Annotated in this window: 18 protein-coding genes; 12 read left to right on the top strand and 6 right to left on the bottom strand. The window is 44.0% G+C overall.

Annotated elements, in window-relative coordinates:
* The first annotated feature begins 454 nt into the window (after positions 1 to 454).
* From MSHOH_RS16365 to MSHOH_RS16325, 8 genes are all read left to right on the top strand, one after another.
* The gene (locus MSHOH_RS16365; protein ID WP_048141240.1) at positions 455 to 862 is read left to right on the top strand and encodes a DUF1699 family protein; all 408 of its coding nucleotides are present in this window, start codon (positions 455 to 457) and stop codon (positions 860 to 862) included.
* Between the two features lie 453 nt (positions 863 to 1,315).
* Positions 1,316 to 2,335: an MBL fold metallo-hydrolase gene (locus tag MSHOH_RS16360; protein WP_048141238.1), complete on the top strand. Its 1,020-nt coding sequence runs from the start codon at positions 1,316 to 1,318 to the stop codon at positions 2,333 to 2,335.
* A 141-nt stretch (positions 2,336 to 2,476) separates the two neighbouring features.
* Complete coding sequence (locus MSHOH_RS16355; protein ID WP_048141235.1) at positions 2,477 to 2,890, top strand: EMC6-like membrane protein; 414 nt, start codon at positions 2,477 to 2,479, stop codon at positions 2,888 to 2,890.
* Between the two features lie 396 nt (positions 2,891 to 3,286).
* Positions 3,287 to 5,053, top strand: a complete 1,767-nt coding sequence (locus MSHOH_RS16350) for a ribosome biogenesis/translation initiation ATPase RLI (RefSeq protein ID WP_048141233.1) — start codon at positions 3,287 to 3,289, stop codon at positions 5,051 to 5,053.
* Positions 5,054 to 5,245: 192 nt separating this feature from the next.
* On the top strand, positions 5,246 to 7,438 hold the full coding sequence (locus MSHOH_RS16345) for an ATP-dependent DNA helicase (protein ID WP_048141232.1): 2,193 nt from the start codon (positions 5,246 to 5,248) through the stop codon (positions 7,436 to 7,438).
* Positions 7,439 to 7,900: 462 nt separating this feature from the next.
* On the top strand, positions 7,901 to 9,193 hold the full coding sequence (gene hisD, locus MSHOH_RS16335) for a histidinol dehydrogenase (RefSeq protein WP_048141228.1): 1,293 nt from the start codon (positions 7,901 to 7,903) through the stop codon (positions 9,191 to 9,193).
* Between the two features lie 103 nt (positions 9,194 to 9,296).
* Entirely contained in the window at positions 9,297 to 9,710 is a 414-nt protein-coding gene (locus MSHOH_RS16330) for a DUF1699 family protein (protein ID WP_048141225.1), read from the top strand.
* Positions 9,711 to 10,199: 489 nt separating this feature from the next.
* Entirely contained in the window at positions 10,200 to 10,610 is a 411-nt protein-coding gene (locus tag MSHOH_RS16325; RefSeq protein ID WP_048141224.1) for a DUF1699 family protein, read from the top strand.
* Positions 10,611 to 10,787: 177 nt separating this feature from the next.
* Here MSHOH_RS16325 and MSHOH_RS16320 read toward each other — a convergent pair whose 3' ends face one another.
* Entirely contained in the window at positions 10,788 to 12,086 is a 1,299-nt protein-coding gene (locus tag MSHOH_RS16320; protein WP_048141222.1) for a TrpB-like pyridoxal phosphate-dependent enzyme, read from the bottom strand.
* A gap of 176 nt (positions 12,087 to 12,262) precedes the next feature.
* Positions 12,263 to 13,609: a bifunctional hydroxymethylpyrimidine kinase/phosphomethylpyrimidine kinase gene (gene thiD, locus MSHOH_RS16315; protein ID WP_048143573.1), complete on the bottom strand. Its 1,347-nt coding sequence runs from the start codon at positions 13,607 to 13,609 to the stop codon at positions 12,263 to 12,265.
* Between the two features lie 461 nt (positions 13,610 to 14,070).
* Between thiD and MSHOH_RS16310 the strand changes: the two genes are divergently transcribed.
* From MSHOH_RS16310 to purF, 3 genes are all read left to right on the top strand, one after another.
* On the top strand, positions 14,071 to 14,289 hold the full coding sequence (locus tag MSHOH_RS16310; RefSeq protein WP_011032293.1) for an LSm family protein: 219 nt from the start codon (positions 14,071 to 14,073) through the stop codon (positions 14,287 to 14,289).
* 138 nt (positions 14,290 to 14,427) lie between these two features.
* A complete protein-coding gene (locus tag MSHOH_RS23050; protein ID WP_011032294.1) occupies positions 14,428 to 14,598 on the top strand; it encodes a 50S ribosomal protein L37e in 171 nt (56 codons plus the stop codon).
* Between the two features lie 49 nt (positions 14,599 to 14,647).
* Positions 14,648 to 16,105, top strand: coding sequence for an amidophosphoribosyltransferase (gene purF / locus MSHOH_RS16305; protein ID WP_048141220.1), 1,458 nt, complete (start codon positions 14,648 to 14,650; stop codon positions 16,103 to 16,105).
* Between the two features lie 75 nt (positions 16,106 to 16,180).
* Here the strand turns inward: purF and MSHOH_RS16300 are convergent, their stop codons facing one another.
* Complete coding sequence (locus MSHOH_RS16300) at positions 16,181 to 16,579, bottom strand: secondary thiamine-phosphate synthase enzyme YjbQ (RefSeq protein WP_048141218.1); 399 nt, start codon at positions 16,577 to 16,579, stop codon at positions 16,181 to 16,183.
* A gap of 292 nt (positions 16,580 to 16,871) precedes the next feature.
* Positions 16,872 to 18,038, bottom strand: a complete 1,167-nt coding sequence (locus MSHOH_RS16295; RefSeq protein ID WP_239451021.1) for a DUF2117 family protein — start codon at positions 18,036 to 18,038, stop codon at positions 16,872 to 16,874.
* Positions 18,039 to 18,257: 219 nt separating this feature from the next.
* On the opposite strand from MSHOH_RS16295, the gene MSHOH_RS16290 reads away from it, so the two are divergent.
* Positions 18,258 to 18,950, top strand: a complete 693-nt coding sequence (locus MSHOH_RS16290; protein ID WP_048141216.1) for a metal-dependent hydrolase — start codon at positions 18,258 to 18,260, stop codon at positions 18,948 to 18,950.
* 134 nt (positions 18,951 to 19,084) lie between these two features.
* Here the strand turns inward: MSHOH_RS16290 and cooS are convergent, their stop codons facing one another.
* Together cooS and MSHOH_RS16280 are read right to left on the bottom strand one after the other, a co-directional pair.
* Positions 19,085 to 20,986 carry an anaerobic carbon-monoxide dehydrogenase catalytic subunit gene (gene cooS / locus MSHOH_RS16285; protein WP_048141214.1) on the bottom strand — a complete coding sequence of 634 codons (1,902 nt, stop codon included), beginning with the start codon at positions 20,984 to 20,986 and terminating at the stop codon, positions 19,085 to 19,087.
* Between the two features lie 485 nt (positions 20,987 to 21,471).
* Positions 21,472 to 23,151: a hypothetical protein gene (locus MSHOH_RS16280; RefSeq protein ID WP_239451020.1), complete on the bottom strand. Its 1,680-nt coding sequence runs from the start codon at positions 23,149 to 23,151 to the stop codon at positions 21,472 to 21,474.
* Positions 23,152 to 23,397: the final 246 nt, after the last annotated feature.

The following is a 23,397-nucleotide window of genomic DNA, read 5'->3' as shown; positions in this document are numbered from 1 at the left end:
TCTGGAGACTTCTCTTTGCGCCTTGTTTAAATTTTCACATCTAGAATACTATACTTGATAACGTTTTATTAATTCCGATCGGAGCTTAATTTTTCCTTCTTTCAGTAAAATCTCAGTTGAATATTGAACTGAAAATAGGAAATCCGGAGTTTAATGATCAGAATAATTAAAATAGTGCTTAAAAAGTTTTTTGATATGAATAGAGGTAAAAATTCTCAGGAAAATAAAAAATCTATTTGAAAAAAAGGCCTTTATTCTTTTTTGAGGGCTTTTAAGGCTCTTTTTCAGGATTGTTATATAACTGGGTTCATTGTTAAACTATTTAAATAATATTAGTTCAATGAGATAACTATTTATAATAAGTATAAGTACTTTCTAATAAAGTAAAAACACAAAAAAAACCTAAAATATAAACAGCTTAAAACACAAGCAATTTTACAGTGGGGGAAAAAACATGAGAATAAGAGTGGTTAGTTCAAGAGAAGAAATCTTTACACTTAATCCGAATGAGCGTATTGTTCACCTGGCTTTCAGACCTTCAAACAAGGATATCTTTGGACTGGTTGAGACATGTCCAAAGATTGAGGTAATCCAGTTACCCAAATCCTATATGCGCACCGTTTCAAAGTCCATAGAAATGTTCCTTCAGATGCAGAGGGTCCAGCTTATCGAAGGAGATGTATGGGGTCACAGGAAGGACATTAACGAATACTACAGTATTCCATCCTCAGTAATTGAAAAAATTAAAGAAATGAAGATGGAAGGCAAACCAACTGAAGAGATTGAGAAAAAGATCGCAAGGGAAAGCAAGCTTAACCCTGAGATGGTCGCTTATATCCTGAATAAGGAAATTACCGCCTGATCAGCACAGATGAAGTATGACCCTAAGGCTTTGCTGAAGATCAGATCGTACAGCAATCGATTCCGCACCATTTTTTTTATCTGACCTTCAGCAAACTCTTTTTTAAAGTTAATTTGAAATCTTAATCTGTAACTCGGCCTATTTTGGGGAATTCTTTGAGAGTAATAGTGGCTTGCGTAAGGACTTGTAAATCCTGTAGCATCAATAACGCTTACTGCTATCTTTTTTCTTTTATGTTATTAGGCACTCTGCTACAGAGCCTGAAATTGAATAACCTGGATATCATAGTTAAAATTTTCAAGTTAAACATTTAATGGTTTAATACTACCGTTTTTCAGTTCAAGTGCCATAAGTCCTGTCTTTCAATTTTCTCTTACGAATGTAAAAACATCAGGTGCACTGTCACTTTCCCTAAGCTTAAATACCTTAAGTGTAATCTCCTCAAAGATTGGCGTGATTTCTAAAAAACTAATTGACCTTGGAGTGCTTGCTCTCAGGCAGCGCAACTCCAGAGGGAACTTTAAACCCCATATCTCAGTTCGTTTCAGGGACAACGGAGGAGACTTACGTACTTTTTCCATTGATACTACTCGTAGTCCGGGAAAGCACACCCAGCCTGATGCTTATCTTATCACCCATGCCCATTCTGACCACCACGGAAAATCGGCTATGCTCTCACCGAGGGCAGTCTGTACTGAAAAAACGGCAATTGCCCTTGAAATAAGGCACGACAAAAAATATGCGGGCAGCATGTGCGGGCTTGGGAATGAGATTGAAGTTGAAGGGACAAAAGTAAAAACTTACCCTACAGAACACACTGCCGGAGCAGCTGCTTTTTACTGGGAAAATGATGTCGGGACACGAATTCTGGTCACGGGAGACGTTAAAGATGCCAGCAAGCTTCCTCCCTGTGATGTCCTTATAACTGAAGCCAACTACGGTGACCCTGAAGATCCATCCTGTCACTTTGCTGATGACCTCGACAGCATGAAATGCGCCCTTTTTGAAAGCGGGCCTGTTGCATTCGGGGCGTATGAGTTCGGAAAAGCCCAGCGTGCGGTTGAATTAATGAGGGGTTTTGGGTACAATGGCGCAATCCGGATGGAGGCAAGGACAAGGGCACTTACTCGGAGCATGCTTGGAGATGCGGGAGAGCTTGCAGGGCTTGATTCCGGAGGAGAAGATGAGGTTTTTGTGGTGGCTCCCTGGGATCTTGACAAGCTTCCATGGAATGTGAAAAAATACGTGTTGAGTTGCCGTGCGGATTATCCCTATCCAATTATTAAAATAAGTGACCACCTTGACGCCTGCGGGCTTGAGGCTATGGTCAGAAAACTCGACCCTGAAGTCACGCTTGTTTACCATCCAGGAGGGCACAGACCTTCAAAATTTTCAAAACATTTAAATTCAATAGGGATCGATTCGATATCCATAGATCAGATCGGTAATGTTTTAAGCAATGAATTTATTTAAGTCACTTAAATTCAGTCCTAATAATTTAACTCTAAAAATTTAAATATAATGATTTTAATCTGATAATCGAGTTTTAACTTTCAGCTTCAGTTAACAATATGTTTCCGGGAAAGATAATTGTCGTTCAGGAGAGAATGCAGGTTGAGTAAACAGTCCCCAAAGTCAAAGTCCAGAAAGGAACCCGCAAAAGTCACAGAAACTTCCGTAGAAACTACTGCATCAAACGTTGAGGTTCCCGAAAAAAAGAGCTTTACCAAGCAAAAGACCCCCGAAGAGAAGCAGAAAGCTCACAGGGAAGGTATTATAAAAACAATTGTTGCTTCAATACTCGGAATACTTGCCGGGTTTATAGTGTTCAGCCAGTACGGGACAGGAGAAGACCGGATCTGGTACGCCATACTCATGATCGTTATCGGAATCACGTATTATGCTCAGAAGCTTATTTATATCCCGCTTAAAATAGATACCAAAGAATTCAAGTTTAAAGACTGGTTTTATGTCGAGTTTATAGTTGTGGACTTTTTCCTTGTGACTTGGACTCTGCTCCTGAATTAAAAATGATCTTTTCCCGGGCTTCAGAAAAGGCTTCTCTAAAAAAAGGGGCTTTTTACCCGGGCACTTTTGCTATCTGTTTTTTTTCATAATCTTCATTTTCATTTTTATATGCTTTTCACAAGAATTTCACCGGAATTTCACCGGGATAATTGCCACCTGCAACATTCCAACGGTTCATATACCAGAGCAGGTATTTCATAACCGATATTGAATAACAAAGGCAACTCGCAAAACTGAAATCAGAAATTGTGCCATATTATCGAACCAGCAGTGATTTTACACGAGTGAGTCTACATTACTGAAAATAAACCTGCATTACTAAGTTAATTTATATTTTCCATACTACTGAATTCGTTTACATTTTATCCAATCAAAAAAACGTAACCGGGGACAAATATGAGAATAGCTATACTTAACAAAGACAGGTGCCAGCCCAGAAGGTGCAGCAAAGAGTGTGAAAAATACTGTCCCAGAGTCAGGACAGGAGATGAGACCATTGTTTTTGAGGCAGACGGAAAGCCGGTCATTTCAGAAGAACTCTGTGTGGGCTGCGGGATATGCATTAATAAATGTCCTTTCGATGCTATCATGATTATCGGGCTTCCTGAAGCCCTGCAGGAACCAACACACAGGTACGGGCCAAATGGCTTTGCCCTTTTCGGGCTTCCTGTACCGAGGACAGGGAAAGTAACCGGCATTCTGGGGCCAAATGGTATAGGGAAAAGTACCTCAGTCCAGATCCTCTCAGGAACCCTGGTCCCAAATTTCGGGCAGGGGAAGGGAGACTGGGATACGGTACTGGAACATTACGCCGGCACGGCACTTCATGACTATTTCAAAGCCGTTGTGGACGGAAAGGTAAAGGTTTCTCAGAAGCCTCAGTATGTTGACCTTATCCCCAAAGCTTTCAAAGGCAAGACCTCGGAACTGCTTGAGAAAACCGATGAAAGAGGGGTCCTGGATGAGCTTATCGACTACCTTGACCTGAGAAGTGTTGTCGAGAGAAAGATCACGGAACTGAGCGGTGGGGAATTGCAGAGAGTTGCAATTGCTGCCTGTGCGGCAAGGGATGCCCAGTTCTATTTCTTTGATGAAATAAGCCCTTACCTTGATATCTACCAGAGGATTAATGCAGCCCGCCTTATCCAGGAAATTTCAAAGGACAGGGCAGTGCTTGTGGTCGAGCATGACCTTGCACTTCTTGACATGCTTACAGATGTAATTCACATAGCTTATGGTGAACCTGCAGGTTTTGGTGTGGTTACTCTTCCGAAAAGTGTGCGTGTCGGGATCAATCAGTACCTGAAAGGCTACCTCCCTGAGGAAAACATCAGGATCCGTCCCGAATCCATCAAGTTTGAGATCCATCCTCCAAGGGAAGACGCCCAGTTTAAGTCCATGATCTCTTTTAACGGCTTTTCAAAGAAATTTGGGGAAGGTTTCTCACTCAAAGCCACAGGAGGAAACCTGCGCGAAGGAGAGGTTCTCGGGATAGTCGGTCCTAATGGGATAGGAAAATCGACTTTCGTAAAAGTCCTTGCAGGAGAAATAAAGCCGGACGAGGGAGACCCCGGAATCGAGGTCAAAATATCCTACAAGCCCCAGTACATAAAAGCCGATACTCCTGTGAGTGTCCAGGACTTCTTGAGGGGTATTTCAAAGCAGTTCGGGACAAGCTACTATGAGGTTGAGATCTCAAACCCTCTCCAGCTTGAGAAAATCTATGACAGCCTTCTTACTGACCTCAGTGGTGGAGAACTGCAGAGGGTCGCAATTGCTGCCTGCCTTTCCCAGGAAGCCGACCTCTATATCCTTGACGAGCCAAGTGCCCACCTGGACGTTGAGCAGCGTTCCATGGTCACCAAGGTCATCAACCGTTTTGCCGAAAATAACCAGAAAACCGCTATGGTGGTTGATCATGATATTTACATGATAGATATGCTCAGCCAGCGACTCCTTGTTTTTGAAGGCAAGCCCTCAATATACGGTGAAGCCCACGGGCCTTTCAGTATGGAAAGCGGCATGAACAGGTTCCTGAAAAACCTCGGTATTACTTTCCGCAGGGATGAAGAGACAAGGCGCCCCCGCGTAAACAACCTTGGCTCAAGACTTGATCGGGAGCAGAAGGAAAGCGGAAACTATTATTACTTAGCTAAGGACTGATCCACTAGATAACGATTCACAGAATCCAGAGTTTTTTTGGTTTTTCTTCAATATCCTCAAAAACTCAGGATTTCCCTTAAAAAGGGAGTCTCAACCTTTTGAAGAAAGACAGTTCTGGCACTGACGTTGCGGTTTCAAAATAGTTTTGTTTTAAAATAGTTTTTTATCTTATGTGTGAGTTTCTGGTTTTCAATGAAGATAGAAAGTCTCGACCTGCCTGATGAAATAAAGCGCTTTTACGAAAATTCCGGGATTCTTGAACTTTATCCTCCACAGGCGGAAGCTGTTGAAAAGGGCTTACTTGAAGGGAAAAACCTGCTTGCTGCAATCCCTACGGCTTCCGGAAAGACTCTGCTTGCAGAGCTTGCGATGTTGAAGTCCATACTTGCAGGAGGAAAGGCACTCTATATTGTGCCCCTGAGAGCTCTGGCTTCCGAAAAGTTCAGGCGGTTCCAGGAGTTTTCCGAACTGGGCATCAGGGTCGGGATCTCAACTGGAGATTACGACAGAAGGGATGAAGGACTCGGCATAAATGATATTATTGTTGCCACTTCGGAAAAAACCGATTCTCTACTCAGGAACGAGACTGCCTGGATGCAGGAGATCTCGGTTGTCGTGGCAGATGAAGTCCACCTTATCGATTCTCCGGACAGGGGACCCACGCTTGAAGTCACTCTTGCAAAGCTCAGGAGAATGAACCCTTCCTGTCAGATCCTTGCACTTTCGGCAACGGTAGGGAACGCCGATGAGCTTGCAGCCTGGCTCGATGCCGGGCTTGTGTTAAGCGAATGGAGACCTACCGACCTTATGGAAGGGGTATTTTTTAACGGAACTTTTTACTGCAAGGACAAAGAGAAACCTGTTTATAAGCCCACAAAAGACGAGGCCATAAACCTTGTGCTTGATACAATTAAGGAAGGCGGGCAGTGCCTTGTTTTCGAAAGCAGCAGGAAAAACTGCATGGGCTTTGCAAAAAAAGCCGCATCTGCAGTAAAAAAGACTCTTTCTGCAGAAGATAGGGAAGCTCTGGCAGGTATTGCAAATGAGATCATGGAAAATAGTGAAACCGATGTCTCATCAGTTCTTGAAGCCTGCGTCCTTTCAGGGACTGCCTTTCATCACGCAGGCCTTACCACGCCTCTGAGGGAACTTGTAGAATCTGGCTTCCGGGAAGGGAGGATAAAGCTCATCTCAAGTACCCCTACTCTTGCAGCAGGGCTGAACCTGCCTGCCAGGCGTGTGGTCATAAGGAGCTATCGGCGTTATTCTTCTGATGCGGGCATGCAGCCTATTCCGGTACTTGAGTACAAGCAGATGGCAGGAAGAGCAGGAAGGCCAAGGCTTGACCCTTACGGAGAAGCTGTCCTGCTTGCTAAGTCTTACGAGGAATTCGTTTTCCTTTTCGAGAAGTACATTGAAGCCGGAGCCGAAGATATCTGGTCCAAGCTCGGTACGGAAAATGCACTCAGGACGCATGTGCTTTCAACAATCTCGAACGGGTTTGCCCGGACAAGAGAAGAGCTCATGGATTTTCTTGAGGCAACCTTTTTCGCGTTTCAGTACTCAAATTTCGGGCTCTCGGTGGTTGTGGACGAATGCCTGAACTTCTTGCGGCAGGAAGAGATGCTTGAAAAAGATTCAGATGCCCTTGTTTCCACGGTTTTCGGAAAACTTGTATCAAAGCTCTATATTGATCCTCTCTCCGCAGCCCTTATTGCAAAGGGCTTAAGGGAAGCCGGAACCTTTACCGAGCTTACCCTGCTGCACCTGATTTGCAGTACGCCTGATATGCGCCTTATGTATATGCGGAGCCAGGACTACCAGGATATTAACGATTACGTAATGGCCCACGCAGACGAGTTCTCAAAGGTTCCAAACCCCTTCAACATCGCCGAATACGAGTGGTTCCTGAGTGAGGTAAAAACTTCTCTCCTTCTGATGGACTGGATCCATGAAAAACCTGAAAACGAGATCTGCTTAAAGTTCGGCATAGGGGAAGGAGACATTCATGCAACTGCAGATATTGCAGAATGGATTATGCACGTGACAGCCCAGCTTGCAAGGCTCCTTGACCTGAAAGGGGCAAAAGAAGCTGCAGAGCTTGAAAAACGGATCCGGTACGGAGCAGCCCCTGAACTTATGGACCTTCTCGATATCAGAAGCGTGGGACGTGTAAGAGCAAGGAAGCTTTATGAGGCAGGCTTTAAATCCACAGCAGACCTTGCAAGGGCTTCTCCTGAACAGGTAGCTACGCTTGTAGGACCAAAGATTGCTGAAAAGGTCTTCAAGCAGATCGGAAGAAAAGAAACAGTGCCTGAAAGCTCTGATATTGAGTCCCTGGAAAAAGGTTTTCCCGAAAGACAGAGGACAATAAGTGATTATTGACTTTCTTTATGACATAGGTTCTTTTGGTCTTTCTTTTTTATTTTTTAATTCCTTGCTTTTTTGGATTAATTATTTTCTCTATTCCGGAATTCGGAGAAGAAACTTTCAGTTTTCTCTCCCTGCCCTGCTCCGCGCTGAAAAGGTTTTAAATTCACAATTAAATCAAACGTTTTCGCCAGCTTGTCTGGCGGCTCTCCACAAAAGAATGACTCGGTATAGCGAGTATGGTTGTACAGGTTATGAAGTTTTAATTAAATTCTATTGAACTTTGCTCTTTTCAGAATAACCATTATTTTCTTACCTTTCTGCTTATTTCTGCAGTGGCCAGGGTAAAATATTAAATGAGATCAGGGATTTAATGAGAGCAGATAATATCAGATTCTAAGTTTATACCAGACTTATTCCAAACTTATCGGGATCAGTTTGTATCCAGTTTTACCAGGTAATCTCAGAGTTGGTCACATGTTATTCAAAAAATTGTCTGATGTTTCGGAAGCTGAAATGCAGAGGTTAATTTCCCGGGGATCCGGGCTTGCAGATGTGGGAAAAACCGTTTCTGCCGTACTTTCCGATGTGCGCATGAAAGGAGATGCCGCTCTCAGGGAATATACAAAGAAGTTTGATAAAGTTGAACTTGCAGATTTCGAAGTAAGCGAAGAAGAGTTTGAAGAAGCCCTTTCAGGAATCGGTCCTGAACTGCTGGGACACCTTAAAATTGCAGCTGAAAACATTCGGGCTTTCCACAGGGCGCAGATGCCTGAGACTACCTGGTTTATGGAACTTCAGCCAGGGATTGTCCTTGGACAGAAGGCAACACCTCTTGAGAGTGTGGGTGCTTATGCTCCTGGAGGAAGGGCTTCCTATCCATCTACCGTGCTGATGACAGTAATTCCTGCCAGGGTCGCAGGAGTTGAGCAGGTTATCGTGTGCACTCCTCCGAGGGCTGACGGCTCTGTTCACCCTCTTACGCTTGCTGCTTCAAAGGTTGCAGGGGCAGATAAGGTTTTCAAGCTCGGAGGCGTGCAGGCAATAGGAGCAATGGCTTACGGAACCGAAACTGTCCCGAAGGTGGACAAAATTGTTGGTCCCGGAAATGTTTTTGTAACCTCTGCCAAAATGCAGGTAAGGGATATTGCCGAGATTGACTTCCCGGCAGGTCCGAGTGAAGTCCTTATTATAGCAGATAAGTCTGCAGATGCTGCCATGGCTGCTTCGGATATCATAGCCCAGGCAGAACATGACCCAAATGCGGTCTCTGTGCTTGTGACAACTTCGGAAACTCTCGCAGAGGCTGTGAAACAGGAAGTGCTTGTTCAAGCTGAAAATACTGCAAGAAGTGAGATTGTAAAAATTTCTCTTGAAAATGCGGCAGTCCTGACTGCAGACTCTCTCGAGCAGTGTATTAACTTCAGTAACAATTTTGCTCCGGAGCACCTTGAAATTATGGTAGAAGATTCAGATTTCGTGCTTGACAGGATTAAAAATGCCGGATCGATTTTTATAGGGAACTATGCTCCTGTTCCGGTCGGAGACTATGCTTCCGGCACCAATCACGTGCTCCCCACAGCAGGATATGCGAAGCTTTACTCCGGTCTGAACATAAACCACTTCCTTAAATATTCCAGTATTCAGAAAATCAGCAAGAGTGGACTTGAAAGTCTGAAAGAAACTGTAATCGCATTAGCTGAGGAAGAAGGTCTACAGGCACATGCTGACGCTATTAGGACTCGTTTCAGGCACGGACCCTCTAAATAATATTTCTGCTAATCGATATGTATATAAAATGTAAATGCGTAAACAAAATTTGATTTTTAAATAAATAAAGATTTGATTCTTAGATAAAGAGTGGGGATTAAATATGAAAATAAGAGTAGTTAGTTCACGGGAGGAAATTCCTACCCTAAACCCGAATGAAAAGGTTATCCACCTTGCTTTCAGGCCGTCTAACAAGGATGTATTCATGCTTGCTGAAACATGTCCTAAAATCGAAGCCATACAGCTTCCTAAATCTTACAGAAGGACCGTTTCAAAGTCAATAGAGATGTTCCTGGAAATGCAGAAAATAAATCTTCTTGAAGGGGATGTATGGGGCCATCGGAAGGACATAAACGAATATTATAATGTCTCTCAGAATGTTCTTGAGAAAATTCAGGAATTAAAAGCCGACCGGTTTTCAAATGAGATGATTGCCGAAAAGCTTTCAAGAGAAAGTAAGCTGAATTCAGACATGATTCTCTACATTCTCAGCAGAAAAGGCGCCGAACTGTCCTGAAGCACATTAGCCTCCCTTCTATTCGTTACTTGCGGGACCAATCGGTTATTATTTTGTGCCCGTGAAGACTAATTGGGTTGAAGGGTACGGTTAACTTTCTAAGACCTGGTCTTAAAAAGTTTTCCATATTTTTGAAATCTTCTTTTCAGGATGGATTTCAAGGCTGTAATTTCCAGCCTTGAAATACTTTTTCTCTTTTTTTGGTATTTTTCCCAATGAAAACTCTCTGTGTATTCTTCTGGAAAAATTGAGATAAATTCAAAACTTACTTTTTATATTTATGGCAACAATATGAAAAAAATATTTTAGTTTTAGAGATCTTATTTATTTATACTTATTTACTTAATTCTAACTTTACTTCTACTGATTTCTATTCTTTAAACATTCTAAAACAACTGCTTCTAAAAATGCCAAAAAACATAGAAAAATATTTAAATATTGCAGTCTAATAAACTTCATTCACTATTTAATTAGGGTCGGGGGAATAGTATGAAAATAAGAGTTGTAAGTTCAAGAGATGAAATTCTCTCCTTAAACCCGAACGAAAAGGTAATTCATCTTGCGTTCAGGCCTTCGAATAAGGATATCTTTTTGCTTGTTGAAACATGTCCCAAGCTCGAAATAGTCCAGCTTCCGAACTCATATCAGCGGACTATCTCAAAGTCTATGGAGATGTTTCTGGAAATGCAAAAAATTCAGTTGCTTGAAGGAGATGTCTGGGGTCATAGAAAAGACATAAACGAATATTACACCGTACCTCCTTCAGTTATGAGTAAAATAAGAAATATGAAAGCAGAAGGAGTTCCCAACGACAAAATCACAGAGAAGATAATCCGAGAAAGCAAACTCAATCAGAAGATGATCCATTATATCCTGAACAGGAAACCTCTTGATTTGTAAAAAATAAATTCTTTAAACATCTGAAATATAGAGATGCCTGAAGGCATCCCTGTTCTATACTCTTCAGTTGCGTGTTTTAGCCTGAAAACTCAGCTCTTATCTTGGCTTGTGTACCTCAGGCTTTACTTTTTTCGTGTTTTTGGGTTTTTAATAAAATCTCTTTATCCTTACGATGGGTCAGTCAAGTTCTCCACTGAAATATTTGTCATAGGATGTCATGTCAAAGTGCCCATGTCCGCTAAGGTTGAAGAGAATAACTTTTTCTTCCCCTGTCTGTTTGGCTGCAAGAGCTTCATCAACTGCACAGCGGATAGCATGGGAAGATTCAGGTGCAGGCACTATTCCTTCTGTCCTGGCAAACTGAACAGCTGCATCAAAAACCTCTTTCTGATCATATGAAACAGCTTCCATAAGCCCTTCTGCACAGAGCTTGCTTATGATCGGAGAGTCGCCGTGATAGCGAAGTCCTCCGGCATGAATGGCAGGAGGCACATGCTTGTGCCCGAGGGTGTACATCTTAAGAAGAGGCGTCATCTCGGCAGTGTCCCCAAAGTCATACCTGTATTCCCCTTTTGTCAGGGAAGGGCAGGCTGAGGGTTCGACTGCAACCACTCTTGCATTGTTCTTTCCTTCAAGCCTGTCTTTTATGAACTCAAGCCCGATTCCTCCCAGGTTGCTTCCTCCGCCACAGCACCCGATGACCACATCAGGGTACTCTTCGACCTGCTCGAGCTGTTTCTTACATTCGGCTCCTATTACGGTCTGATGTAGCACAACGTGGTTGAGCACGCTTCCAAGGGAATACTTTGTGTTATCGTGGGCTATTGCATCCTCCACAGCCTCACTAATTGCAATCCCTAGGCTTCCGGGGGTATCAGGCTGTTCCTGCAGGATCTTCCTTCCGAACTCCGTATCCGGGCTTGGGGAAGGCACAACATTTCCTCCCCAGAGTGTCATAAGGGATTTCCTGTAAGGTTTCTGGTAAAAACTGGAACGGACCATATAGACCTTGCATTCGAGGTCAAAGTAATTACAGGCAAGAGAAAGTGCGCTTCCCCACTGCCCTGCTCCTGTCTCGGTTGTGAGCCTTTCTGTGCCTTCTTTCATATTGTAGTAAGCCTGGGCAATGGAGGTATTTGTTTTGTGGCTGCCTGCAGGGCTAACTCCTTCGTACTTATAATATATCTTTGCAGGGGTCTTGAGGACTTTTTCCAACTGGTGAGCTCTGAATAGAGGGCTTGGTCTCCAGAGCCTGTAAACATCGAGTATTTCCTCGGGGATATCAATATACCTGTCACTGCTCATTTCCTGCCTGATCAGTGCCTTTGGGAAAATAGGCTCAAGAGCATCCGGGCTTATGGGCTGCCAGGTTCTGGGGTCCAGAGGCGGGTCAATTGGAGAGGGAAGATCGGAAAGGACATTGTACCATTTCTTCGGCATCTCATTTTCGTCAAGAATAATCTTTGTCTGCTCCATAAAAATCTCCTCACAGCGTTTCCGTACAAAATCGCACTTTGATGTATTTAAGCGTTATCCGTTTCTCATATATGATCTACAAACCTCTCTTTTATACCTTATAGAAACTAAAGTAGTAAAACAGTATTGAAACTTGGAATCATGGGAATAAAAAACTGCCAGCCTTCTACTGGCTGTTACTCGATCCTTCTGGCAAGCTCCACTGCAAGCTTTGCCACCTCTGAAGCATCTTTGCCGAGGAGTCTGACCATAGGCTCTTTGCCTACTTTTCCTTTATCATAGATCACTTCAGGCACTCCTCCGTACTCTCTTATTGCCTCAGAAGTCCCCCAATCCATGGCGCTGATATCTCCTGGCTCTTTAGCTCTGTCAAAAGAAGAGATACCAAGTTCCATTTCTTTGCAGGCTTCAAGGATTTCTTCCGAGTATTTTACATTAATTGCAGCTCTAATGTCAGGCTTCTCGCGAAGCGCTGCAAAAATAACGCTTGCTACGTATCTGCTGGCTCCAAAACTAACGCAGCCGACAGGCTTCCCCCTTCCCCCATATTTCACTATCCTGCCTTCTACAGCCGCTATGTCCTCGTAAGTTCTGGCGCTTGGAATCGCCATTCCTATATTACAGCCAACCTCAGGAATGAGCTCTGCAAACTCAGGGTTGTCTGCAAGAATTGAAACTGCCTCTTTTACCTCTCTCAGAGCAAGGTAGCGTTCCTTATCCTCAAGGGTCTTCCCAAGGGGATTTACAGGTCCCACTCCCTGTCCAACAGGTACGCTTCTTACAATCGCCTGTTCCACGAACAACTTTGCCTTCTTAGCAGCGGTTTCCAGGTTGTCCCCATATGCAAGGCAGGCAGCTATTGATGCAGAATAAGTACAGCCCGAACCATGTGTTCCTCCTTTGACAAAAGTGCCCGGAACGCGGGTAAAGCTATCTGTGCCTGACTCATAGAGGAGATCAGTTGCGTCGATATGCCCTCCGGTAATAATGACAGCTTCAACCCCAAGGTCTGCAATTTTCCTTGCCGCAAGTTTTGCGTCTTCATGCGATTTGACCGGGATTCCCGCAAGTGTACCTGCCTCGGAAGCGTTTGGGGTTGTAACCTTACAGAGAGGCAACAGTTCTTCAGTAAGGACTGAAAGAGCTTCTTTTCGCAGGAGATCTCCCCCGGCTTCAGCAGCCATTACAGGGTCAAGCACAAGGGAAAGCCTGTATTTTTTTACCTGCTTTGCAACCTCCTTTACTATCTCTGAAGAGGCTAGCATTCCGGTCTTTGCCCATTTAATATCCATATCCGTACAGATCGCCTCAATCTGGCTCGCAACAGCTTCAGGGGCAAGGTCAAATGCCTTAAGAACTCCTGTGGTATTCTGGGCTGTTACGGAAGTAATGGCGCAGGTTCCGTGGACTCCTAATGCTGCAAAAGTTTTGAGATCAGCAGCAATTCCTGCTCCTCCTCCTGAATCCGAACCTGCAATAGTCATTACAATAGGTGTTTTTAGCACTGGGGGTTTTCCTGTCATTGTATTCCTCTTTTTGATTCTCGTTTTCTTTTCTGGATTCCTTTTCTGGACTATCTGGAAAGTAAGAGATTTCAGGCATCTGACTTTCGAAGAAAATGATCTTTTTAAGGATTTGCTCCGGAAAACCGGGCTATAGAGAAGTTTTTTGATATTATGAAAATTCATTTTCTAAAAGCGTTGTTTAACGGAGTTTTAGAACCATTTCCAGAGAGAGCTAAGTGAAAGCGTTTCAGTAATATAGTGTTTTTTCTTCAGAAATAGCATTTTTCTTATATTTTGCGTTCGTTTATAAATTGAAAACTGAATTGAAGATATTTCTTCGATACATTTATATATTGTATTTGCGACTTTGATGCAAATAATCAAATACTTAAGCGCGGCGATCAGTTTAAGTCTGGATTAACTATTTATATTGATATAGAGAATGACTTGATTTATAATGTTTTAAGGGGATTGTAAGGATGGCAAACCGACCTCTGGATATTTTGAACAACGCACTGGACACACCTGTAATAGTTAGATTGAAAGGCGCACGTGAGTTTAGGGGCGAGCTGAAAGGATACGATATTCACATGAATCTCGTGCTTGACAATGCTGAGGAACTAAGAGAAGGAGAAGTCGTAAGTAAATTCAGCAGTGTCGTTATTCGCGGTGACAACGTCGTATACGTATCTCCGTAATCTATATCAAGCACTTCATCTATTATCGTTAAACCTCGGTGAGCAGCATAATCTGTATGACTGAGATGAATTCAGAAAAACGAAATCGCTTCGAATTATCGAATATCACATAATTGATTTTTATCAGGAGATTTAGGAATGAGTAAAGGTACGGCATCAATGGGAAAAAGGCAGAAGCGCACCCACGCCAAATGCAGGCGTTGCGGCAGCGTTTCATTAAACGTGCATACAAAACAGTGTACTTCATGCGGCTTTGGAAAAACATCCCGCATGAGAACTTACAAATGGCAGGCAAAGTGCAAATACTAAGCCTGCCTGCTCAATTTTCTCTATTTTTTACCTGCACCGGAGGTCAAAATTGAAAGAAGAATGTGGGGTTGCAGGCATAATCCTCCCTGGAGACAGACCCATATCAAATGCTGTCGCGTTCAAGCTTTACTATGCCCTTTATGCCCTCCAGCACAGAGGACAGGAATCAACAGGTATAATGGTGCATAACGGCACTTGTCCGCTTTCTATTAAAGGAATGGGGCTTGTACCTGATGTATATAACAAGGATTCTCTTGGGCGTCTGATCGGGAATGCAGGAGTCGGGCATGTCCGCTACTCCACGACTGGCGGGTCAAAAATTGAAAACTGTCAGCCTTTTATCCTGAACTTTAAGGGTGGAACAGTTGCTATTGCTCACAACGGGAACCTGGTAAATGCCAGAGAACTTAAAGACGAGCTGGAAAACGAAGGCAGGATTTTTATCAGCGATTCCGATACCGAAGTTATAGGCCATTTGCTTGTGAAAGAACTGATAAAACACGACCCCATCGAGTCTATCAGGAATGTAATGCGCAAGCTTGTCGGTTCTTACTCTCTTGTTATCTTCATTAACGGTGTTATCTATGCTGTCAGGGACCCCTTCGGTTTCAAGCCTCTCTGTTTCGGAGAGGTTGACGGCGGATATGGAGTCTTTTCCGAAAGCGTAGCCATAGACACTCTGAACGGCACCCTTGTCAGGGATGTCAAACCGGGCGAGGTTATGGTTTTTACAGGCTCAGGTTTTGAGAGCCACCAGCTCACAAACGAGCCCCATCCGGCACACTGCGTTTTTGAGTTCATTTACTTTGCAAGGCCCGACTCTGTCATAGACGGCAAACTTGTCTACAAAGTAAGGGAAAGGATCGGAAGGGAACTTGCCCGTGAACACCAGGTAGATGCAGATATCGTTTCTCCTGTCCCTGACTCGGGAATCACGTCGGCAATAGGCTATGCAAGGGAATCCGGAATCATGTACCTAGAAGGGCTTATGAAGAACCGTTATATAGGGCGTACCTTCATTCTTCCGGGACAGGACCTGCGTGAAACTGCAGTCAGGCTTAAAATGAACGCCATTCAGGACAACGTCAAAGACAAAAGCGTGGTCCTGGTCGATGACAGCATTGTCCGTGGCACAACCTCCAGACGTATCATAGATATGGTCAGGAAAGCAGGTGCTTCGGAAGTCCATGCAAGGGTCGGAAGCCCGGCAATTATTGCTCCCTGTTATCTCGGGATCGATATGGCAACCAGGCAGGAACTTATCGCCTCGTACAAGACCATAAAAGAGGTCGAAGGGCTAATAAGCGCTGATTCTCTCGGGTATCTCAGTATTGATGGGTTAATGAGAGCTCTTGAGTGCGATAAGAACGACATGTGCATTGGCTGCCTTACAGGCGAGTATCCTGTAGAAATCCCTGGCGAGAAATGCAGAAAAAAACAGACCCGTCTGGACGATTTCAGTAAAGCTGGAAGACCCTCTCAGGCAGTCTCTTCAGACAACCTTTAAGGACTTTCTTTTTACTTTTCTTACTTTTTTACTCTTTTATTGTTCTATCCGCAACTTGTACCAGCTTTTATGCTATTACTCGGCCTTTAAAATCGTCACATTTACTGTCCTGTGCCTGGGTCCGTCCATCTCGGCAAAAAAGATACTCTGCCAGGTACCGAGTTCCAGTTTTCCCTGTACAACCGGCAGGGCTTCGCTTGATCCGAGCAGTACGGCTTTGAGGTGTGAATCAGCATTATTGTCGATTCTATCGTGCCTGTACCCGGCTCCCTGAGGCACGAGACTGTCCAGCAGATTCAGAATGTCTTCCCTGAGTCCGCTTTCGTTTTCATTAATTATAATGCCTGCAGTCGTATGCCTTGTACTTATTATGCATACGCCTTCCTGTACCCCGCTTATTCTGACTTCTTCCTGTATATCCGAGGTGATATCTATCAGCTCTATGCGCCTGGAAGTTTCGATATTAAGCTTCAAGTCCTTCCCCCTGAACCTATAATTTCTGTTATATTTTTATCTGAAAATTATCTTAACCAAGTATTTTTTCCCTTTAAACGTCTCTATCTATGTTGTCTCCATTATCTATCTATTTTGTCCGTAAGCCGAACAGGTTGCAGCCTGTCTGCCTGAGAACTATTTTCTTGACCCACGTAGCCGTATTCTTCTTATGGACTATAGTGTGCCTCTGCCAGCTTGTCTGGCGGCCCCTCACAAAAAGGAGAAGTGAATGACCCGGTAAAGCGAGTAAGGTTATCTTGGTCAGAAGTTCTCAATATTCAAAAACAGCCTCTATTGATGGTTCTGCCAGTTTCAGCACATCTTCTTTAAAGGCTAAAAGGTTCTCAAAAATAGCTGAGTTTTGTCCGTTCAAGAGCTCCTGCTTCACCCTCTCACCCACTATATCGTCGCTTCCGGGCACCAGCCTGAGAATAACCGATCCAGGAAAGGTTTTTGGCTCACAGGTAACATTATCGCAGTCTCCGTCAGTGATCCCTATTATCGGAATCCCGAGCCTGTAGAGGATATCGCCTGCTATGGCTGTAGTATCATCTCCAACCGTAACCGCAAGTTTAGCTCCGGCAGCCAGTTCAAAAGTGTTTTCGGCGGTGTGGTCTATAAGCACAACTTTTCCTGCTCCTGCCAGGAAAGTAGAATCTGATTTTCGGGAACTGGCGTTTTGTTTCAGGGCATCCGGGAATAAGGAACTGCTTCTTCGGATATCCCCGCTTTTTATCCAGGCTCCGGCAAGGTCAACAGGATTCCTTTTCTCATAATTGTGGAGCTTTTCAAGCCCGTGTTCTTTTATTTCTCCGCCTTCGATTGAGGTAATGAAACCGTTTTCGGAGATTATTCTTATTTTTGAAGACAGGGCTTTTCCAATTACGATTCCGTTTACAAAGATATTTTCTCCGGGAAGAACTCCTGCAATTTCTCTGATAGTGCGGCTTTTTCCGGTATTCGAGCAGTTTTGTATTGAAATTGCGTCGTGAAAAGGCAGAGGTTTTTCTGCAGGAATCTCAAGGGTCTTGGAGAGCTTTTCAATGCAGCTGTCGGCTCTTTTGTTCAGAGGAATGAGTTTCCCGAAGGAGCAACCAGGGCTTTCGATCTGGATCAGGGGTTTCTTTTCAGGTTCTTTCAGGCGAGAAGCAACCTTTGATCCGAAGATTCTGCCGGTTTCAAAAGTTTTTCCTTTGTTCAGCAGGCAAACAAGGTCTGCAGTCTCAAAAAACAATTCAATACAGGCGCTTGGCTTTAGATGCCTGCTTGTATCTATGATTTTTTCAAGCCCTGCATCAATGACAGCCGCCTTCCCCATGGTCCCGCCAAGCTCTGCTTTCACTTCGCCGAGGCAGGAAAGTTTTTCTAAAATTATTTTCGCTTCTCCCGAATCGATTACTTCGGGTCCGTGAATTACAAGGCTGATTTTCATTTTCATCCGGTTACACTCAAACATTCTTACCTGATTACACTTAAGGGCAGATATTAATATTATTCTGTATAATATTATTCTGTACTCGCCTTTCGGCATGCTCCTGATACCGGCCTGACCAATGTAGCCTGAACAGTGTGTTGTATAATAATTATCCGATTATTATCGAAAATTACATTACGCATTGTTACGTTCTGACAAAACATAAGGAGAAGAGGCAAAGAGATGGCTGACTTAAAAATTACCTGGCTTGGGCATGCTGCATTTTTGTTCGAAGCCGAAAAGAAATTACTGATCGACCCTTTTATTACCGGAAACCCGAAAGCTCCCTGCACTCCTGAAGAACTGAATCCCGATATCATAGCTGTGACTCATGGACACCGTGATCACCTTGGAGATACCATCGAGATCGGAACCCGGGCTGGCTGCCGGATCATCTCGATCCACGAGGTTGTAAATTATATCAAATCGAAGGGAGTCTTTGCCGAAGGCATGAATAAAGGAGGTACAATGGAAGTGGAAGGCGTTGCCCTTACCATGACTCATGCGCTTCATTCCTCCTCAATTGATGCCTCCTGTTTCAGTTTCGACGGAGGCAGCCCGGCAGGGTTTGTGATAGATATTGGCGGGCATTCCATTTATCATGCAGGAGATACGGGGGTTTTCGGGGATATGCAGCTTATCGGGGAACTTTACGAACCCGAAATCGCCCTGCTGCCCATAGGAGGCCGGTTTACCATGGGCATAAAGGAAGCCGTAAAAGCCGTGGAACTGATCGAGCCTCAGATTGTCGTGCCAATGCACTATAACACCTTTGATGTCATCAGGCAGGATCCTGAAGAGTTCAGGAAAGCTGTGGAATCAAAAGTTGACACGAAAGTAGTTATCCTGGAACCGGGAGAATTTATTGAACTTTGATTCTCAGGTTCCGGTTCATTTAGCTTAAAAATAGAAAGTAAAAGAGGTTGGATAAGTATGAGTTTTTTAAACCTCTTTTTTCAAGACTCCAATTCTTAAGATCTGCTCTCAGATCCCGTATTCAAGTCCCGCTCTCAGATCCCCAGCTTCTTTCTCTTCTCCATTATGTGCTGCTCTATCCCGTCAGCTGCCTTAACGGCATCCTTTTCCACATTCAGTATCCCGCCTGTAACTTCCCGGCAGTCCTCGGTTAGCAGTTTGACCAGATCAGGTGCCCCGGTGACGGTCGGGACAGGGTTCACATAGGTATAGAGCCCGAGGGCCAGGGCAAAGATGGCATCGATTGTGGCTTTTTGTTCCATGTATTCGGGAGCTGCGGCAGCAACCGGGAGGTCAGGGACAGGGGCTCCCAGGACTGCGGAGATGGCTCCGAGAAGGTCGGCAAGCCTGCCGGTATCGGTGCATGTCCCGTAGCTGAGTACGGGAGGGACTCCAAGGGCTTCACAAACTGCCTTCAGGCTGTCTCCTGCAAACTCCCTGGCTTCGGGGGAGCAGAGGCCTGCCACCTGCATAGCTCCGTTCCCGCAGCCCATGGACAGGACAAGTATATCCCTTTTAATCAGTTCTTTTACCACGGCAACACTGTGTACATCCTGCCCGTAGTCCCTTAACGTAGTGCAGGAGACCATCCCGACTACTCCCTTAATCGCACCGCTTTTTATAGCATCAAGGAGCGGGTCAAGGGTACCTCCCAGGGCATCAAGTATACTCTCGGTTGAAAAACCAACGACTGCTTCTTTTACCGGAAGATTTGATACGGGTTCTACCGAGCTTTTTCGGTTTTTGAAGTTTTCGATTGCCATATTCAGGAGTTTTGCTGCCTGTCTTCCAGCTTCCGCAGGGTTATAGTTCAGGCGCTCGTTAATCCCTTCAAAAGCTATAAGCTCGCTTACGGGCATGAGTTTGAACCCGTATTTCTCAGCATAGAGAGGAGCTACCGGAAGCGAGCAGTTCATGTCTGCGGCAAAAAGGTCCACACTCCCGCTTGCAAGCACAGCCTCCTGGGAAATCCAGTTGCCGGTAAAACCGTAGAAAGCATCGTCTTCCTCCCACCTCTGGATCATTTCCTGCCCGGTTTCTATGCTGGCAATGATCCTCAGTCCTTTTGCTCCGGCTGCTTTTGCTTTTTCCTGCCATTCAGGTTTTCTTGCGAGCTGAACCATGGCAAAGCCCAGGAAAGGTTCATGCCCGTTCGGAAGTACGTTTACATACCCTGGGTCGAGCACCCCGAGGTCAACCCTCATCATATGAGGTTTTGGGATTCCGAAAAGGATATCCTGGCAGTATTCGTTTACGATCTGGCTCTGGTATGCCATCGCAATTCCAAGACGCATAGCTTTCAGGGCCAGGCTCGCGTAGTATCCGTCAACGTTTGTCAGGCAGGAGCTCGTTGAAAACATCATCTCCCCGTAGATCCCTCCCGGGAATATTCCCAGCTCTTCCCACCTTTTCTTTCTTTCGGGAGGGGCAAGTATCTCAACAATCCTGCTTGGCTCGTATGCAGGCCTGCTGAAGTCCTTTTCCACAAAGTCGCACAGGTTAAGGGCAATTTCGGAATCACTTCCGAGGGTTTCTATCCCGAGCCTGCCTGCAAATGTCCTCAGTTTCTCAGGTTCTCTGATACTGTAGGGGGTTTTACCCTTTGCGGTTTCTCTCAAAGTCCGTATAGTCTGGTCGGTATGATAGTGATAGGTCGAAGCCCCCATTACGTTTCTGAGGAGCATCATCCGCATTGCCATTCCGTCAGCGGTGATCCCACAGACTCCTCTTTTGTCCTTTTCAGCGTCCGAACGACATGGGCCGTTGGAACAAAGGTCGCAGCGGGCTCCTGCCATACAGAAAGTGCATCTCCTGTCCGGAACTCCGCCTATTCCCTGAGCCTCATAACGATCCCAAACATTTGTCATATTATCTTTCTTTATCCGCTCATACATTTTTTGAACGGACTCGTGATAGGAAATTCTTTCTTTGTCCATTGTTATTACTCCCCGGTTAACTGCTACTCCTTTCTCCTTCTTACCTCACAGGTCAGGAAACCCCCTCCATTCAGTTATGTATAAATATTTTTATTATGACATAGATTTTTCGGTAAGAAGGTTTGCAGTCATTAATAGTATCAGTGCAGGAATTATTTACAATTTATTAAAAGCACGGCAGCTGTTAGGGAAGTACGTTGACTGTTAAAGTTCGAAGTGTGCTAATTGTTAGGAGTAGAAGTTTGTTGACCTTTAGAATTAGAAGTTATTGGCTGTTATAACTGGAGATATGCTGGCTGTTATACTTCATTTATATCGTATTTAAGAAAATAAAGGAAAATAAAGAAAAATAAAGGAAAAGAAAAAAAGGCTAACAGAGAATGCACTTACATAATAAAAGAGTTAACCCCGGAAAGCTCAATACGAAGGGAACAGGTTATACCTTCCTTTGCTATTTCGTGCCTCCCGCGGTTGGGTTTTATACATTAGTCTAATTTGTTTATATACACCTTATAATTGTGGCCGTCCTCAACCCAGAAAGTAATTGACCTGTCCTGTTCGGTTTTGTAATCAAGGTACTGTTCAAGGGTAGTATCGTAGACCTGTGTGTCGTTTCCTGCAGTTATGTTTATGTTCACATGAGCTTTGAACCCATCTGTATGTGCGTCGAATGAAAGCAGGTTCTCATCGTACTGCAGATTTCCAAAGTTTGCATCGTATGTGTTGCGGCTTATCTGGTTGTATTCATAAAACGACACTACGGTCATGTTGTTTGCGTAATAGTTGTCAACCCATTCCCGGAACTTTGAGCGGCTGATTGAGTACTTTATTGCAGGTTCTACATCGAGTTGATGGGAGAACACCGGATAGGACATGCCTGCTTTTGATGCTGGCTCCCACCATTCCCATGTATCATCGTACAGGTTTCCGACATCCCTTTCTGCGTGAATTGCTGCGTCTCCGTTTCTCCAGGTCATTCCCAGGTTGTCGTATGCATAAATTGCATGTGTAAGGTTATCGCGGTTTCTAAGGCAGCACCAGTTTGTCGGTTTTTTGCCCACTTTTTCGTATACGTATGAATACTCTTCATTCATTACTCTGTATGCTTCTTCAAGAGGAAGGTTGTTTAACTCCTTTGTATAGTGTATGCCAACTTCCCATGAATCGTTAGCGACCAGGCTGCGCAGGTAACTAATCTCTCTTTCGTTGGATTTCTCAAGCAGTCCCTTATCAAACCATAGAGTACCTCTATATCCCTTGCTCTTCAGGTAATCAATTCCTTCTTCAGTTCCATTCATCGGTCCGTCAAGTCCGAACGGGATTATCCTGCTGTTCCCGATTGCAGTTATGAACTTTCTTTCCGCTGTCTGGTTTATGTTGTATAAATCAACATCAAGGTAAGTCCCTTCTCCAAGGATAAAAGTCGTGAATTTGATATATCCGTTTGAAAAATCGATATAAGGCAGCTTTTGCCTGTCGAGATTATAGAATGGGGTGACTATGGAACTGCCGTCTTCTGCGTAAATTGCATTTGTTTTGTTATAACCATCAAAGATTATTTTGAAGTTTACTCTTTCTGATGCGTCACCAAGAATAACTTCTTCATGTTTGAGCTCTCCAGATGGATCTCTATAATAGCTTTTAAGCAGGATCTGATTATCGATCTCGTGAATTATTATCCTTGAACCCGGACCGTCCAGCTCAACAAAACTCTCAGGGTCATCAGCGTCTACATCCATTGAAACTTCATAAGAACATCTAACCATTGGTGTAAGATTGCATACATACAGAGCTCCTGCCTGTCTTGGTTCTTCGAGGTAGTGAATTATAGGGACAGCAGTACATTTACAAAAGGTAAAAATATCCAGATCGCTTCTATAATGTCCCAGGTATTCATTGATTCCAAAACAAGAAATGACATCAATACCTGGCAGCAGACTGCATGGGATTAAAGGAGAATCTCTTATATTAGTATACTTCAGTCCGTTTGAAGTATTATCAAAACATAATTCTGATTCTTGCGTTGCATATATACTTGAATACAATTTATCGTAGATCTCTTCTCTATGAACCTTCGCGATAAAGACATTGGCTGGAAGACCGTTTACTTCAGAGTAGTTCTGTGAAAACAGGACAATTCTACCCTGATTAGTATTCTCAATCATTTCTGAACTATCTGTATCAAGGGATGCATGTGCTTCTCCGGTTAACAGATATATTAACATAAGCAGTATGAAAGTGAACGTTTTTAGACGACTGAAATTCCTCACTAAACCACCAGAATTAATTATAATTATCTCTACATTCATTAAGAACTTTTATAGCTTTTGATTCGACAGTCTTCAGAAACAGCTCCTGTAGGCTTTCCTCTTATTTTTTTAGAGACTTTGGGATCTATTTTAAGTAAAGTA

Source organism: Methanosarcina horonobensis HB-1 = JCM 15518 (assembly GCF_000970285.1).
Taxonomy (GTDB): domain Archaea; phylum Halobacteriota; class Methanosarcinia; order Methanosarcinales; family Methanosarcinaceae; genus Methanosarcina; species Methanosarcina horonobensis.
The sequence above is the reverse complement of the archived record's forward strand: the minus strand, read 5'-3'. Positions and strand labels throughout refer to the sequence as shown.